Genomic DNA, 15,264 nt, shown 5'->3' with positions numbered 1-15,264 from the left:
TTTAATGGTTAAACCTTCAGATCCTGCATTTACCGCTATGCCGGAGGACGCTCCGCAATTCGCCACGTTAGATTTGGGGTCGAATTCGTTTCATTTGTTAACCGCGAGGTTTGATAAAGGAACCATGCTTCCATTGCTGCGTTTTAAAGAAAAAGTGCAGCTCGCCGCAGGTTTGAAAGCTCCCGGTATTCTTACCGAAGAAGCGATTGAACGTGCAGTTCTCGCCTTGCAAGGTTGCGCGCAACGATTGCAAGGGTTTAGCCCTGAGCAAGTTCGCGTGGTGGCAACCCATACGCTACGCATAGCACAAAATAGCGATATCTTATTGAATCGTGCGAAAGCTATCTTTCCGTTTCCCATTGAAATTATTTCCGGGCACGAGGAGGCACGATTAATTTATCACGGCGTAGCGCAAACAACCGCGATGGATAGCTCTCGGTTTATTATTGATATCGGTGGTGGTAGCACCGAGCTCGCAGCTGGCGATAAAGTTTATCCGAAGATTGTTGCTTCTGTAAGTATGGGTTGTATCTCTTACACGGAACATTTCTTTGCCGGAGGTAAACTAACTCGTAAGCGTTTTGATAAATCTATCATTGCTGCTCGGCGTGAGCTTGAAGCCATGCAAGCCGATTTTCGGCCCTTTGCGTCAGGCAAGGTGTATGGCACTTCCGGCACCATTAAAGCTTTGAGTGGTTGGTGCGCTAGCCGTTTTAATAATGCTGCGGATACAATTGAACTTGAGCAATTATATTCTTTGGTTGATTCGCTGATTGAGGCGAAAAGTATTTCGGTTATTGATATTAATTCGCCGGAGTTTATCGGTTTAGAAACGGAAAGGGCGGCTATTATCCCCGGCGGTATCGCAATTCTTATCGCGGTGATGGAAGAGTTAGGCGTGAGCGAGGTTCATGCTCATGATGCCGCCTTGCGTGAGGGGGTACTTTATCAGCTGGCGGAACAGGTATTGGAAGACAAAGACGTACAGCAGCGCACCATCGATAGCTTGGCGTTGCGCTATAGTGTGGATACGGATCAAGCGGCACGGGTGCAAGCAACAGCGCTCGAGCTTCTATCGGCAGTAAAACAGGAATGGCAATTAAAGGGAAAAGTATTTCGCCGTTTACTGAGTTGGGCGGCGCTACTGCACGAAATCGGATTTCATATTAACTTTAGCAGCCGCCACAAACATGCCGGTTATATATTGCAGCATACGGATATGCCCGGTTTTAACCGTGAAGAACAGCAAGCTACTGCTCTATTGGCGCGTTATTTTCGGAAAAAAATTGATCCGAGAGCATTTCCTCCTTTTACCCTATTTGAAACATCAAAAGTTCTAGCGTTATTAGTGCTTCTGCGCTTAGCTATTGTATTCAATAACGATCGTCAGCATTTATCACCGATTACGAATATCTCGGTAAACGGCTCTGCGCTGCGAATATCGCTAACTGATGTTGCTCTAGCGGATAAAGTATTAATGGAAGATTTAGAGTTTGAGAAACGCCAATTCGGAAAACTTGGTTTTTCACTCTATGTTGTTGAAAAAGTGCCTAACTAGCGTTAGCGCCTTAATAGAATTCCAATGAAAAGCCGAGCTGGAGCTCGGCTTTCAAAAGGATATCCTAGTAAAAATAGTTTATTTATTTTTACCTTTATTTCCATTGTCGCGCTTGCCACACGAACTTTGTGCCGCGGCGCTCACAAGTTCAGAGCCTTCAGCTTCGGTTATCAATCCGTTATTTACCTCGTTATTTTTTGCTTTAGCTACACAGCTAACATATTGACCATGATTTTTCCACGGAGAGTTGTCATCGCTTCCTTCACATGAACAAGCGAGGGCAATGTTTTGCACTCCTGAACACCCGAATTGGTCTACAAGGACTCCCTCAGAGGTATTAGGGCATGCATCATCAATATCCCAAACTCCGTCACCATCTGTATCGAACACTGGGAAATCATTTGGATCGTTAGGATCTGTGCCCGCAGCAACTTCTTCGCCGTCAGTGAAACCATCACCATCGCTATCCGGGTTAAGTGGATCCGTTCCATACAGAGCTTCTTCAGCATCTGTTAACCCATCATTATCTGAATCCACGAATACAGTTCCGGTATTCGTTTCGAGACGGAACATTCCGCCAGCTAATCCACCACCGTCAAAAATTAAAAAATCTAAAGTATGATCACCGTTTAACGTCACCGGATATTTCTGCGCTAGGCTGGTTACTGCCTGAAAGCCAACTAACGTACCATCAATGTAAATCCATGAGCAGTTATCAGCGAGAAGGTCGAGCACAAACTCGCCTTGCCCTGAAATCTCGGTAGAATATTTCGTCCAGCTCTGACCTAGAGGGCCGCGAGCGTTAATATCACTCCAAGCATTTATCCACTGAGCATTTAAAAACGAGCCTGATTGCCATGGGTGAACGTTAGTGCCGAACTGATAACTAGGATGAGGGTTTTCCCAATCTGCATCGAGCCCAACGTCAGGATTGATAGTACAGGCTTGATTTACCCAATCAGAGTAAGCGGTAGACGGAAAAATCGGGTCATACGCTGTTACTGATGAATCGCTTGTGTAAACCGTATCAGCCTGAGCAGCAAAAACTAACATGCCAGCGGAGACAACGGGTAAGAGGAATGAATTGATCTTCATCATGGTGTTACCTTCAGTATGTAATGGTCATATTTGAGTTTTAAATCGGTAATAGCTTCCGAATGACCACGTTACAATTCGGTAACCTTCACCTATAAGTGTGAGGCTAAGTAAAGAGCTAGCCTCATATTAAAATAGGTTAAGTTGTATACTTTGCCACTATGATAGATGTTATATAAACATAAAAAATGTATATTTTTTTAAGGATTATGCTTTGGAGTGATAACAGAAATTACGATGAATGGCGCTTCTTACCCTAAAATGAGCAACGCAGGCTGGGGCCAGCAAACCCGTTTAAATTGGTTTGATGGTGGGGTGCAACGAGCGATAGTTTATAATATTTGATGTTCATTGCACTTTAAATCACTAGAAGGATTTGTAATCAACTTCAGGTAATGTTTCGAAACCAGGTTTAGCAAAAAAGAAGCCTTGCATTAATTCAACGCCACGCGATTTAAAATAATTAACTTCTTCTAGCTTCTCAATACCTTCAGCTAGTGGCGTAATACCTAAACGCATACACATGGTGAGCAAAGAATCGACAATAATCTGCTTCACGGTAATTTCATGAACATCCCGAACTAACTCCATATCGATTTTCATCACTCGAGGTTGAAAACTCGAAAGAAGATTTAAACCAGCATGGCCAGCACCAAAATCATCGATAGCAGTTACAAAGCCTTGTTCGGCGTAGTGCTTAAAAATCTTTGTTAGATGAACTGCATCATGTACTTGCTCTGATTCTGTGATCTCAAACATTAACTTTTCGATTGGGAAATTATATTCCTTCGCCGCAAGAAGAGTGCTGCGAATGCAGTGGGCAGGTTCATAAACGGCATTTGGTAGAAAGTTGATACTTAGAATCGAATCAAGCTCAAGCTTAGCAGCAAGGCGAATAGCAGTAACACGACAAGCTTGGTCAAACATGTATCGGTTATCATCGTTTACTTGGCTGAGAATGGACCAAGCCGAGCTTCCATCACAACCACGAACTAATGCTTCATAGCCGAACATGGTTTTAGTTTTAACATTAACGATGGGTTGAAATGCAAAAGTGAACTTGAAAGGGAGATCAACAGCACAACGGTTACAGCCGATCACTGGCTCCATATCTTTTGGGAAGTTCGTACGCATTCATTTCGCCTTTACAAATAATCATCAATAAATGCACTATAACGCAATAACGACGGGGAAAAAAGTAGCTTATATTAACCGTTCCGAATATGTCGTTTTAGTGCTTCTCTTTATGAGTGTTAATACCCATCTACGTTACCTTATCGGCATGAAGGTTCCAATCTGAAGTAGCCTAGGGCTAATTTACACTTTTATTTTCGAAATTAATTAACCATGAACTTAACTGAGCGCGCTTACGTAACCTTTAGACTAATATGACGCGTTCACAGCTATTGTTCACAGCATCTAATAGCTACATGAGTGATGTTAAGGCAATAACCTGATAAGGGCAGGTAAAGCAATGTTGGAGCATGAAAAATCGAGAATTATTGAGATGGCGTGGGAAGATAGAACGCCTTTTGAAGCGATTGAAGAAACCTTTGGTTATGCGGAAAAGGAAGTAATTAAGTTAATGCGAGCATCATTAAAGCCTTCTTCGTTTAGGTTGTGGCGTGCGCGCGTAACTGGCCGCAAAACTAAACATAAGGCTTTGCGCTCTCCGGAAGTATCGCGTGGGTATTGTCCTACTCAATACAAGCGTTAATTATTTTAGAGGCTTTAAATGCTAGATAAAAGCGAGAAGAATTACATTGCTACCAGAGCTTCTGAGCATACCAAAGCCGAGCTTGAACGGTTTAATGCACTTGCAGAAGAATGGTGGAACCCAAATGGTAAATTTAAAAGCGTATTAGCGTTTAATGCCGCTAGGGTAGATGTAATCATTGCCGGAATCTGTGAGCACTTTCAACGTAATAAAGCAGCGCAGTTGCCTCTATCGGGGCTTCGAATTCTTGATGTAGGCTGCGGCGCGGGGCTAATTTGTGAGCCGTTGGCAAAACTGGGCGCAGAGGTTACCGGCGTTGATGGTAGCGAAATGAACATAGCCGTGGCGCGTGCACACGCAGAAAGTTCTGGTGCCAACATTACGTATCATCATGCCCTGGTGGAAGATCTGCTAGCAGATAATGCTGGCAGACAAGGCTTTGATGTGGTTCTGAATACCGAAGTGATTGAACACGTGGCAAATCAAAATGAGCTCATTGCTACCTGCGCCAACTTGGTTACGAGCGGTGGAATGTTGGTAATGGCCACACTAGATCGAAGCATAAAATCATTTTTAGTGGCGATTGTTGGAGCGGAATATGTTCTGAACATGCTGCCACGCGGCACTCACGATTGGCGCTATTTTGTGAAGCCGAGTGAAATGATCGACAAGCTCTCAGTGCATGGTTTTAAACCCTTCAGACAGAAAGGGTTTGCCTTTAATCCTTTAGTTCAAGAATGGCGAGTAAAAGCTACCCCAAACGTTAATTATATGCAGATGTTCTGCCGCTAGCGAATTCCCAAAGGCTAATATTCTCACAAAATCATAACAGTAGGGCTACTCTGGCCATGCTAATATTTTGTCCAAATTTTATTGTGCGGCTTTTCCCGTTTTTATTACTTTGAACTTTCGCCCGGAACTTTGAGAACCTTACTTGTTATGAATTATTGGAACCTATTGCAACGCTACCCTGGATTTTTAATGTTCGGGTTTCTCGCTACGTTTGCATCTAGCTTTGGACAAACCTTTTTTATCTCGCTTTTTGTTGACGATATCATCAAAGTACACTCGCTAAGCTATGGTGAGTTCGGAACCATTTACGCTTTAACTACTGCACTTGGTGGCGTGTTTTTAATGCGCTTAGGTAAAAAGCTAGATATCGTTCCATTACGCCAGTTTGCGCATTTTGTGGTGCTTGGGTTGGCCTTTTCCGCTGCGATTATGGCTTCTTCTTCGCATTTTTTGGGCTTACTTATTGCCTTATTTGGCTTGCGTTTATTTGGCCAAGGCTTGATGGGGCACATGGCCATCACGAGCATGGGCCGTTATTTTGATAAGCTTCGTGGCCGCGCGGTCGCCTTTTCCGGTATTGGTTTTCCTGCGGCAGAAATTATTTTTCCAAGTATTGCTCTTTTTCTACTTCTCCACCTTGGGTTTACGCAAACCTGGTGGGTGTTTACTGCCGTATTGCTACTGGTTTTTTGGCCACTTTTAGTATTTTTACAAAGCCGGCATCCGAAGGTTTCGGTAGCTGAAGATGATCCCGAAGCAGTAGAGGATTTGCCAGCGCTTTTACGGCAACGAGATCTTATTCGCGATCCTCGTTTCTTAGGTATATTACCGGCTATGCTTGCACTGCCGTTTGTGATTACCGGTGTATTAATTAATCAACTGTGGTTTGCAGGTGAGCGTAGCTGGGCGATCGAAGTTATTGCTTTAGGTATTGCTGCATTTTCAGTAAGCCGCGTTGCTACCTCAATTATTGCTGGCAGCTGGGTAGATAAGCTAGGTTCAAAAAAGCTGATAGGCGTGAATATATTACCGGTTGCATTGGGGCTTATCGTGCTGGCCTATGTTGAATCGTATTGGGGATGGTATGTGTTTCTTTTACTTTCTGGCTTTGCTGCGGGCTTCAATTCAGCCATTTCTGGAACTCTCTGGGCTGAAATTTACGGCACAAGGAGCTTAGGCACGGTGCGTGCTTTGTATCACGCGCTGATGGTGTTCGCCACTGCGGTGTCGCCGATGTTATACGGCTTTCTCATCGATCTAGAAGTGCCCATGCACCTGTGGCTTATGGGCACAGTGGTGGCGTTGATTCTTGCCTGGTTTGCAGCACGTACTGCGGTTGCTAAAACAGCTTAAAATAGAGTTTTACCAACCGCTCTTCGATGCCGATGCCTGCACTGATGCCAAAATTTACACCAATGCATAGGCGCTACTTCTTTTTTAAATAGGTGAACCCGGTGGCATTTGTGCCGGGCTGAATGAATCCAACCACTCTTGATGCTCTAGTACATGGGCCAAACGGCGCATTAAATAGTGAGCAAAATAAGCATCCTCAGATTCATTTTCTAGTGCAGCTTTCCAATTGTGCAACGCCCATTCAAACTGACTCCGAACTTCTGGTGCGGTAGCCGAGTTAAGCATGCTTGCAGCTAGGTGGTATGCCGTTAAGTAAGCTACGCGTTGGCTGATCTGGCTATTGTTGTGTGTTTTTATGTTGTTACTCGCGTTTTCAATTAGCTTCTGCGCTAGGGCTCTCGGCGAGGTGTGCTTATTGCCACCGCGTTCGAACTGCCAGTTTAAACGGTTCAAGCGCTGAGAGTTGAGCAGTAAGCTAAGGGTGTGGTTTGCGCTCGTTTCCGCCATAGTAATTGGATCGCTGAATAACCCCATTCGGGTGGGGAAATCTTCGCGGCTGTCATAAGAGCCGTATGCTTTCGGTACGAGAAGGTTTTCGATAGTTGTGGGCAACTGCAAAAAATCAGTGTTGAGAGTATTCATAAGCGCTGCAATCGCTTGTTGTTGCTCATCAGCACTCACCGCCTCATTAATAATAGGTTCACCGTTCACTACATAGCGATAATCAACACCACCTACGAGCTTAACCGCAGCTTCAACTTGATACCGATGTAACAAATACATAGGCGCCAATACCTGTTGTAGTTCATCCAAAGGGCGGCCGGGTGCTAAGTTATCTTGATTGAAACGCGCAAGTACATTTTCACGAACGTGAATTAAGCGGTTTAACTCATCTGTAGCACTTTCGCCATTATTCCAAAGATGCGCGGTAGGATGACCTCCATGAATTGGTCGAGCATCGCGGTCGGAAATAAAATGCATATCTTTTGCGTAAGTTTCGGCAATCAAGTTCTCAAGGCCTTCAACTTCAGCTTCAGGTGATGAAAACTCAGTGTAGCCATAGGCCACAGTAAACATATCCCATTCGCCCATGCCGGAAGCGTAAGCATTATTCAAACTTAGTTCACCGTTATTGTTAACTGTGATTAGCGGGTGAGGGTAATCCATCACTGATGCGCGATCTTGTGAGTTAGCAGCAAAATTATGAGCGATACCAATGGTGTGGCCGATTTCGTGTGCTGATAACTGCCGAATACGATGTAATGCCATTGCTTCAATATCGGCCATTAGTTGTTGGCTATCTTTATCTTCTGCAAACGGCGCTAATAACCCCTGAGCAATTAGCATATCTTGGCGAACGCGCAGTGATCCCAAAGAAACATGGCCTTTTAGAATTTCACCGGTACGTGGGTCTGCTACCGAAGCACCATAAGACCAGCCCCGAGTTGCCCTATGGATCCATTGAATAATGTTGTATCGCACATCCATTGGGTCGGCATCTTTTGGTAGTTCCTTAACAATGAACGCATCCTTAAAGCCTATAGCTTCGAAGGCCTCGGCCCACCAGCTCGCGCCATCAAGTAATGCAGTGCGAACTGGCTCAGGAACACCGGGGTCGAGATAATACACAATGGGTTCAACCGCTTCACTTATAGCTGCATTGGGGTTTTTCTTTTGCAAGCGGTGGCGAGAAATGAAGCGCTGATTCATCGATTCTTGCAAAGGAGCTGCGTAATCTTGAAAGCCACGGGCGTAATAGCCACTGCTTGGGTGAAATGCACGAGTTTGATAACCATCATCAGGTAACGCAATTAATGAGTGATGTAAATGCACCGTTATTGCTGAAGGTTCCGGCGTTACTGAATTAACAAAGCGGCCAGCGTTGCTACCGGCAAAGGTTACTTTAGCCTCAAGCTCGGTATTCTTGGGGAATGATTTCATGCGCTCGGGCCACAATACCGAGCGCGATGTATCGGGTTTAAACGTACCTTCATTGATGCGCAGTAAGCGCTGCTCGATATTATTGATATCGGTAAATAGAAATGGGGTGTAATCAATCAACACAGCGCTTTCGCTTTCAGCCACCACGTTAAAGCCAAACAGAGCTGATTCAGCGAAGGCTTCTTCAACGCTTCTGCGCTCCATTTCGTTATCAGTAATAGCGCGAAATGCGGTGTTTTTTTCAATTAATAGTGCGCGGTTGCCATGAACACTGAACTCAACCAAACGAGTAGCCCCAAGTTGGCCGCGATCAAGGCCAAGATCGTTTGAACCAACGCCCCGAGGTAAACTACTTTGGAAGATAAATTCTCCGCTATCAGAGGGTATTTCAAGGTAAATCTTATCGTTTTTGGAATCAAAGTAGAAAGTATAAAAGCCTTGGTTTCCCTGCATCTCAGCCGTGTACTCAGCAATAGTCTTGGTATCGGTAGCTATTGCTGATGATGCACTTAACAGTAATGCTATGGTAAGTAGGGCTTGGAAAATTGATTTCATAGTAGGTCCCTGAGCGTTAATTGATATTTTTATTCTAATTTTTCGCCCATAACCATGCTGTATTTCGGCGTTAGAATCAAGGCTATTGCGGTGGCTTGAGCGTTTGTTTCTTGCGAATAGATTCGCGGTGGCTGATATAAACGCCGCTGGCGATAACAACGCACGCCCCAGCTAAAACCCATACATCTGGAAGTTCCTGCCAGAATATATAGCCCAACAAAAGAGCCCAGATCATGGCGGTATATTCAAACGAAGAAAGCACTGATGGAGGTGCTTGACGGTAGGCTTCAGTTAACAAATATTGGGCAATAGCCCCCGATATTCCTAACAGTAAAAGCCATGGTAAATCACTGTTCGATAGGGCGCGCCAATCGCTCAGTGCTAAAATTCCGCATCCAAGCGTTAAACTGAGTACAAAGAAGAACATTAATGATTCAGAGGTTTCGGTGCGATGCATATAGCGAACTAAAATCATTGCAAAGCTGTAGCCAACGGTAGCGAATAGCCCGGATATAACACCAACAGATGCAAAGCCCATAGCATTTGGATTAAGCATAATCACTACGCCAATAAACCCAACTAACACGGCTGTATATCGATGAATACCTACTTTTTCACCAAGAATAGGCACGGATAACAAGGTAATTATCAGGGGTGCCGCAAAAAATATGGCGTAGGCATTGGCGAGCGGAAGTTCTCGGAGCGTAATTACTGTAAGAACCAAAAAGGCAATGCTAATTCCGCCGCGAAGTGCATGGAGAAATAGGTTGTTGGGTTTGATTTTATGTAAGGTTCGCTGACTTGCAAGCCACAAAAGAACGAAAGGCAGTGAAGTAGCTCCCCGGAAAAAACTTACTTGAAAAGCGCTTAAATGAGCGGCGAGATGCTTCATTGCTACGTCCATCAGTGCAAAACAAAACACGGCGAGCACCATAAAGATAATGCCGCGGCTGATATGTTCGGAGGCTTGATGTACAGAATTCATGGATAATTTCTCATAGGCAATAAACTGCAACGCACAGTAATGATAGGGGCTTTAGTGACGATTAAGCCGATACATCTTCTCAAATAACGATTAGCGAGTGCGCGCGCATTGTATAGGCATTTCCGTGCCGACGAAATAGTTGTTCAGCCTAATACGAGAAAGGCATAATGAAGTATTCTCGTTGGTTTTCTCGAAAGTTTGCAAGGAATGAACCTGTTCCTTATTTTGCAACGATACCAAGATAAGCTGGAACTTCAATTAAAGAGACCTTGAAATGATAAATGAACAACCGAAAAACCCACTGCATGGCGTTACGTTAGAGCAAGTTGTAACGCGCCTTGAAGAACATTACGGCTGGGAACTATTGGCCACTAAAATCAATATCAATAGCTTTAAAAATGATCCTTCAGTGAAATCGAGCTTAAAATTCTTACGCAAAACCCCGTGGGCCCGCGAGCAAGTTGAGCAGCTTTACATTCATACTTTTGAAAAGTAATAGTGCACTTTGGTGCAACGTATCGAATATTTTGGAGAAACGAATGTTAGAGCATGATGCTTGCCCTTGTGGTAGTAAAAAAACGTACGAAACTTGCTGTGGTGTTTTTCATCAAGGAACCCCTGCGCCAACACCAGAGGCGTTAATGCGCTCGCGATATGTAGCTTTTGTGCAAGCAAATCTGAATTATTTGCAGGAAACTTGGCATGCAACTACGCGGCCACAGCTGAACTTGCAGGGTAACCCTGAGTGGGTTCAGCTTCAGGTTATAGATAGTTGGCAGCGCGGTGTTAAAGGTTTTGTCCATTTTCGCGCTTTTTATAAAGATGAATGCAGCCTACAAATGATGGAGGAAAAATCTAATTTTGTGCGCGAAAATGAACGTTGGTTCTATTTGGAGCCGGAACAGATTTGATTAAGGGCAGGGTGTGCTTAGCTATAGGTAAAGATTCGGCGAAACTGTGATCATTTAGGTGATTTTTACGTACATAAAGTTCGTGCCAAAACTATAATCTATTGATAACCATGAAAGGAAACACAATGAGTGCTAGCTGGGATCGATCATTTTTTCTTATACTGCTCGGTATAGCGTGTTTATTTTCGCACACTGCAAATGCTCAGCAAAATGGCCGCACTAACCAAACGCTTGTACTCGTAAAACCGGTAGAGATTGAGCGAGAAAGCCGCACTATTGAAGCGGTGGGGTCGGCTCAAGCGGTGCAATCGATCATGTTATTTCCTGCGGTAGGCGATATCGTAACGGCAGTGCATTTTTCTCCGGGGCAGCTTGTAGAGAAGGATGGAATTTTAGTTGAACTTGATGCCCGCCGGCAAAATGTGGCTGTGGCTCGGGCGCGCATTCAGTTGGCCGATGCTGAACGTACTGTGCGCCGATTACAAACAACGCGCGAGCAGGGTGGTGTGGCGCAAAGCGCGCTTGATGATGCAATAACGGTTCGCGATCTATTAGAAGTTACATTACAAGAAGCGCAAACAGAACTCGAAGACCGATTTGTGCGCGCACCCTATACTGGGGTAGTCGGTTTAACCGATGTGAACGTGGGCGATCGCATAACGCAACAAACGGCAATTACCAGCCTCGATGATAGAAACCAACTGTTTATTAATTTCCGCGCCCCAGAAGCGGCGTTAGAAATTCTCGCCAATAATCCAGAGATTACCGTACAACCTTGGCAGCGCCAGGATGTAAGTGTTGATGTAGAAATAGCTGAGATTGATTCAAGAATAGACGAATTGAACCGCACCTTGCGGGTGCGGGCATTGCTGGATAACAGCGCTGATTTGTATCGCCCTGGTATGAGCTTTCGCGTGAATATGAAGGCTCTTGGGCAACAGTACGTTGCGATTCCTGAAGCCGCTTTACTCTGGAGCGCAACGGGCGCCTATGTTTGGTTGGCGGTAGCCGATAATGATGAATTTCGAGCACAACGTGTGAATGTGCAAATTAAACAGCGATTAGCGGGCCGTATTCTAGTTGATTCTGAAATTAGGCAAGGCGATTTACTGGTTCTCGAAGGTATTCAAACACTAAGAGAGGGTGAGCTTTTACGCTTTACCGACGACTCCCAGGTGAACCTATGAGTATCAGCAAAGGAGAAATTACCCAAAATAAGGCTCGGCAAGATCTTCCCTCTTTGGCAATTCGCCGGCCAGTTCTTATTATTGTTCTTAATCTGCTGATAATCATTGCCGGATTCGCCGCACTAAATGCTATCGAAGTGCGTGAGTTACCCGATGTAGATCGCCCTGTGGTTACTGTTACCGCGGCATTCCCCGGAGCTGCACCGGAAACTGTGGATACTGAGGTAACGCGTTTATTAGAAGGTGCTGTAGCACGTGTAAACGGCGTTAAATCAATTAGTAGTTCAAGTGAAGAAGATAGCACGCGTATTGTTGTTGAATTCCGGCCTGGCATCGATTTAGATAACGCGGCGAATGATTTACGCGAATCGGTGGCTCGGGTTGAGCGTGAACTACCACCCGGAGTGGAACGTTTAGCGATTATTAAGGCGGACAACAATGCCGATCCGGTAGTGCGCGTAGCCGTTACGAGTGAAACGCTTGATTTCGAAACGATGACCGATAGAGTAGAAACCGATTTAATTCCCTTACTCTTAAATATTCCCGGCGTTGCAGATATTGCTTTGAATGGTGATCGTGAACGAGTTTTACGAGTAATGATTGACCCGCTCAGGCTAACCAGCTTTGATTTAGCGGTAACTGATATCGCTAATGCGTTGCGGCAAGCGCCATTTGATGTTCCTGCTGGGAGTATTCGTTCAACCGACCAACAATTAATAGTGCGGGCAGATGCTACTTCAGTGACTGCCGAGCAGGTAGCGGATATTGTTATTCGCGGTGATACTCGGGTGGGCGATGTAGCCGATGTATATTTTGGCCCTGCTGATGCTCGCAACTTTGTGCGCTTGAATGGCCGCCCTGTTATTGGGCTTTCTATTATTCGCCAAGCAAGCTCCAATACGATTGAAATATCGAATGAAATTCAAGCCCAGATGGTGGGAATTGCAGAGCGTTTCCCTGATTTGAAAGTGCAGATTACCTCTGATGATGCAGAGTTTATTCGCGGCTCGGTGCGAGAAGTGCTGACATCGCTTGTTTTAACGGTGCTTTTGGTAGTTCTTACTCTTTGGCTATTTATTGGTAATTTTCGATCTACGATTATCCCTGCGTTAGCGATACCGGTTTCTTTAATCGGCTCATTAGCCGCTCTATGGGTTCTTGGCTTTTCTATCAACATTTTAACGCTGCTTGCTCTCGTGTTAGCTACGGGGCTGATTGTTGATGATGCTATTGTGGTTACAGAAAATATTCAGCGCCGCCGAGCGATGGGGCTTGGAGCTCGAGCGGCTGCAGTTATCGGCACGCGAGAAGTTTTTTTCGCGGTGGTGGCTACCACGGCAGTGTTAGTAGCAGTGTTTGTGCCGATCGCATTTCTTCCTTCCACTGCGGGGCGCCTATTCCGCGAATTTGGTGGTGTGCTTGCCGCTGCAGTAATTATATCCTCGTTTGTGGCGTTATCTATGGTGCCAGCGCTCACCGCTCGATTGCCTTTAGCCAAACCAAGTAATAGTGCTTTAGCTCGATTCGGAAATAAACTACGAGATGGTTATAGTACTAGCTTGCATTGGGCATTAAATCACGCGTGGATAGTATTTGTAATTTGTACATTGGCGGCTATTTCATCGGTTTGGGCTTATCAAACATTAGATAATGAACTGTTACCTCCAGAAGACCGTGGCCGAATCGCGATTTTTGCAACAGGCCCAGATGGCGTTGGTTTGAATTTCATGGACCGCCAGGCGGATCGAATTGAAGCGGTATTGTTACCTTATGTTGAAGCTGGTGAGATTGAAAATATTGTAACGGTTGTAGGGCAGTGGGATCCGAATCGCGTGTTTGTGGTTGTGCCGTTAAAACCATGGGAAGAACGTACTCGTAGCCAGCAAGAAATTATTAATGAAATTCGCGGGCCGCTCTCTGAAATTCCCGGAGCACCAGCACGGGCGGCTGGAGCTAATAGCCTAAACCTTCGTGGCACAGGCGGTGGTTTAGATTTAGCCCTTACAGGCCAAGATTATGAAGAAATCTATGCGGCAGCCCTTAAGTTTTCGGGATTAATTCAAGATCGAATTCCAGAACTTGGGGTACCAAACATTGGCTATCAACCCACGCAGCCTCAATTACGTGTGAACATCGATCGGTTACGTGCCGAAGAACTTAACGTGCCGCTAGCGGATATAGCAACTACTTTGCGGGTAGCTATCAATGGTGATGATCTAGCTGATTTGAATGTAGGTGATCAATCAATACCTATTATTTTGCAGGCATCTCGGAACTTGGTTGAGAACCCTTCTGACTTAACTAATTTGTATGTGGGCTCTCGCGATGGTGGCTTAGTGCCATTATCGAGTTTAGCGAGCATTAGCGAAGAGGGCGTAGCTGCGGAGCTTGAGCGTCAGGCACAGCGTCGAGCTATTAACATGGATATGGAATTACCGGATAGCATTACCATAAATGAGGCGGTATCTAGGCTGCGAGAATTAGCGCAAACCGAGTTACCATCCGATATTGGTTTAGTATTTCTTGGCGAAGCGCTAGCATTTGAAGAAACGACCCGAGATGTAACGCTTACTTTTGTGTTCGCGTTACTAATTGTATTTTTGGTGCTTGCAGCGCAGTTTGAAAGTGTTAATAGCGCTGTGGTGGTAATGGCAACGGTTCCATTTGGTATTGCGGCGGCTCTTTTTGCACTTCTGTTAACCGGTAACTCAATTAACATTTACTCGCAAATTGGCTTGGTAATGCTAATCGGCTTACTTGCCAAAAATGCAATTTTGTTGGTTGAATTTGCTGATCAAATGCGTGATGGTGGCCGTTCGGTGCGTGAAGCGGTTGAAGAAGCTGCGAGCATTCGGTTACGCCCGATCACAATGACACTGTTATCAACCTTGCTTGGCGCGTTGCCGTTGATTCTTTCCTCAGGAGCTGGCGCTGAGGCTCGCAATGCCATCGGTTGGGTGGTATTTGGTGGATTAGGTATATCAGTATTGTTTACGTTATATCTTACGCCAGTACTGTATTTAGCGTTAGCGCGATTAGTTAAACCGCGTGCTGATGAAAGTAATCGTCTAGAAAAAGAACTCGCAGCAATAACGGATAATTAACTCGGCTAAACCAAACATGTAAACTTGCTGTAACCATTGCTTACTGTACAATGCGCGCAGAAGGGT

At 45.1% G+C, this 15,264-nt stretch carries 12 protein-coding genes; 8 read left to right on the top strand and 4 right to left on the bottom strand.

Annotation, left to right across the window (positions count from 1 at the left end):
* Positions 1-4: 4 nt before the first annotated feature.
* Complete coding sequence (locus tag A28LD_RS07365; RefSeq protein WP_007420450.1) at positions 5-1,558, top strand: Ppx/GppA phosphatase family protein; 1,554 nt, start codon at positions 5-7, stop codon at positions 1,556-1,558.
* A gap of 78 nt (positions 1,559-1,636) precedes the next feature.
* Here the strand turns inward: A28LD_RS07365 and A28LD_RS12315 are convergent, their stop codons facing one another.
* Positions 1,637-2,656, bottom strand: a complete 1,020-nt coding sequence (locus tag A28LD_RS12315; RefSeq protein WP_007420449.1) for a thrombospondin type 3 repeat-containing protein — start codon at positions 2,654-2,656, stop codon at positions 1,637-1,639.
* Between the two features lie 363 nt (positions 2,657-3,019).
* Positions 3,020-3,787 carry an EAL domain-containing protein gene (locus A28LD_RS07355; protein ID WP_007420448.1) on the bottom strand — a complete coding sequence of 256 codons (768 nt, stop codon included), beginning with the start codon at positions 3,785-3,787 and terminating at the stop codon, positions 3,020-3,022.
* A 340-nt stretch (positions 3,788-4,127) separates the two neighbouring features.
* Here A28LD_RS07355 and A28LD_RS07350 point away from each other — a divergent pair, with 340 nt between their 5' ends.
* From A28LD_RS07350 to A28LD_RS07340, 3 genes are all read left to right on the top strand, one after another.
* Positions 4,128-4,370, top strand: a complete 243-nt coding sequence (locus A28LD_RS07350; RefSeq protein ID WP_007420447.1) for a TIGR03643 family protein — start codon at positions 4,128-4,130, stop codon at positions 4,368-4,370.
* A gap of 18 nt (positions 4,371-4,388) precedes the next feature.
* Positions 4,389-5,162: a bifunctional 2-polyprenyl-6-hydroxyphenol methylase/3-demethylubiquinol 3-O-methyltransferase UbiG gene (ubiG, locus tag A28LD_RS07345; RefSeq protein WP_007420446.1), complete on the top strand. Its 774-nt coding sequence runs from the start codon at positions 4,389-4,391 to the stop codon at positions 5,160-5,162.
* A 189-nt stretch (positions 5,163-5,351) separates the two neighbouring features.
* Positions 5,352-6,515, top strand: a complete 1,164-nt coding sequence (locus A28LD_RS07340; RefSeq protein WP_007420445.1) for an MFS transporter — start codon at positions 5,352-5,354, stop codon at positions 6,513-6,515.
* Between the two features lie 84 nt (positions 6,516-6,599).
* On the opposite strand, the gene A28LD_RS07335 is transcribed toward A28LD_RS07340, so the two are convergent.
* Both A28LD_RS07335 and A28LD_RS07330 read right to left on the bottom strand, forming a co-directional pair.
* A complete protein-coding gene (locus tag A28LD_RS07335) occupies positions 6,600-9,011 on the bottom strand; it encodes a zinc-dependent metalloprotease (RefSeq protein ID WP_007420444.1) in 2,412 nt (803 codons plus the stop codon).
* A gap of 82 nt (positions 9,012-9,093) precedes the next feature.
* Complete coding sequence (locus tag A28LD_RS07330) at positions 9,094-9,996, bottom strand: DMT family transporter (RefSeq protein ID WP_007420443.1); 903 nt, start codon at positions 9,994-9,996, stop codon at positions 9,094-9,096.
* Positions 9,997-10,270: 274 nt separating this feature from the next.
* On the opposite strand from A28LD_RS07330, the gene A28LD_RS07325 reads away from it, so the two are divergent.
* From A28LD_RS07325 to A28LD_RS07310, 4 genes are all read left to right on the top strand, one after another.
* Positions 10,271-10,492: a VF530 family DNA-binding protein gene (locus A28LD_RS07325; RefSeq protein WP_007420442.1), complete on the top strand. Its 222-nt coding sequence runs from the start codon at positions 10,271-10,273 to the stop codon at positions 10,490-10,492.
* A gap of 43 nt (positions 10,493-10,535) precedes the next feature.
* Positions 10,536-10,907, top strand: coding sequence for a YchJ family protein (locus tag A28LD_RS07320; RefSeq protein ID WP_007420441.1), 372 nt, complete (start codon positions 10,536-10,538; stop codon positions 10,905-10,907).
* Positions 10,908-11,032: 125 nt separating this feature from the next.
* Complete coding sequence (locus tag A28LD_RS07315; RefSeq protein WP_007420440.1) at positions 11,033-12,094, top strand: efflux RND transporter periplasmic adaptor subunit; 1,062 nt, start codon at positions 11,033-11,035, stop codon at positions 12,092-12,094.
* Positions 12,091-15,198: an efflux RND transporter permease subunit gene (locus tag A28LD_RS07310; RefSeq protein ID WP_007420439.1), complete on the top strand. Its 3,108-nt coding sequence runs from the start codon at positions 12,091-12,093 to the stop codon at positions 15,196-15,198. The genes A28LD_RS07315 and A28LD_RS07310 overlap by 4 nt, the downstream gene beginning before the upstream one ends.
* Positions 15,199-15,264: the final 66 nt, after the last annotated feature.

The sequence above is a fragment of the Idiomarina sp. A28L genome, from assembly GCF_000218785.1.
Taxonomy (GTDB): domain Bacteria; phylum Pseudomonadota; class Gammaproteobacteria; order Enterobacterales; family Alteromonadaceae; genus Aliidiomarina.
This window is presented reverse-complemented; position numbering and strand designations above follow the sequence as displayed.

Excerpts from the sequence above, each read along its gene's own strand:
- A28LD_RS07365 (WP_007420450.1), top strand. The coding sequence starts at position 5 with ATGGTTAAACCTTCAGATCCTGCATTTACCGCTATGCCGGAGGACGCT.
- A28LD_RS12315 (WP_007420449.1), bottom strand. The coding sequence starts at position 2,656 with ATGATGAAGATCAATTCATTCCTCTTACCCGTTGTCTCCGCTGGCATG.
- A28LD_RS07355 (WP_007420448.1), bottom strand. The coding sequence starts at position 3,787 with ATGCGTACGAACTTCCCAAAAGATATGGAGCCAGTGATCGGCTGTAAC.
- A28LD_RS07350 (WP_007420447.1), top strand. The coding sequence starts at position 4,128 with ATGTTGGAGCATGAAAAATCGAGAATTATTGAGATGGCGTGGGAAGAT.
- ubiG (WP_007420446.1), top strand. The coding sequence starts at position 4,389 with ATGCTAGATAAAAGCGAGAAGAATTACATTGCTACCAGAGCTTCTGAG.
- A28LD_RS07340 (WP_007420445.1), top strand. The coding sequence starts at position 5,352 with ATGTTCGGGTTTCTCGCTACGTTTGCATCTAGCTTTGGACAAACCTTT.
- A28LD_RS07335 (WP_007420444.1), bottom strand. The coding sequence starts at position 9,011 with ATGAAATCAATTTTCCAAGCCCTACTTACCATAGCATTACTGTTAAGT.
- A28LD_RS07330 (WP_007420443.1), bottom strand. The coding sequence starts at position 9,996 with ATGAATTCTGTACATCAAGCCTCCGAACATATCAGCCGCGGCATTATC.
- A28LD_RS07325 (WP_007420442.1), top strand. The coding sequence starts at position 10,271 with ATGATAAATGAACAACCGAAAAACCCACTGCATGGCGTTACGTTAGAG.
- A28LD_RS07320 (WP_007420441.1), top strand. The coding sequence starts at position 10,536 with ATGTTAGAGCATGATGCTTGCCCTTGTGGTAGTAAAAAAACGTACGAA.
- A28LD_RS07315 (WP_007420440.1), top strand. The coding sequence starts at position 11,033 with ATGAGTGCTAGCTGGGATCGATCATTTTTTCTTATACTGCTCGGTATA.
- A28LD_RS07310 (WP_007420439.1), top strand. The coding sequence starts at position 12,091 with ATGAGTATCAGCAAAGGAGAAATTACCCAAAATAAGGCTCGGCAAGAT.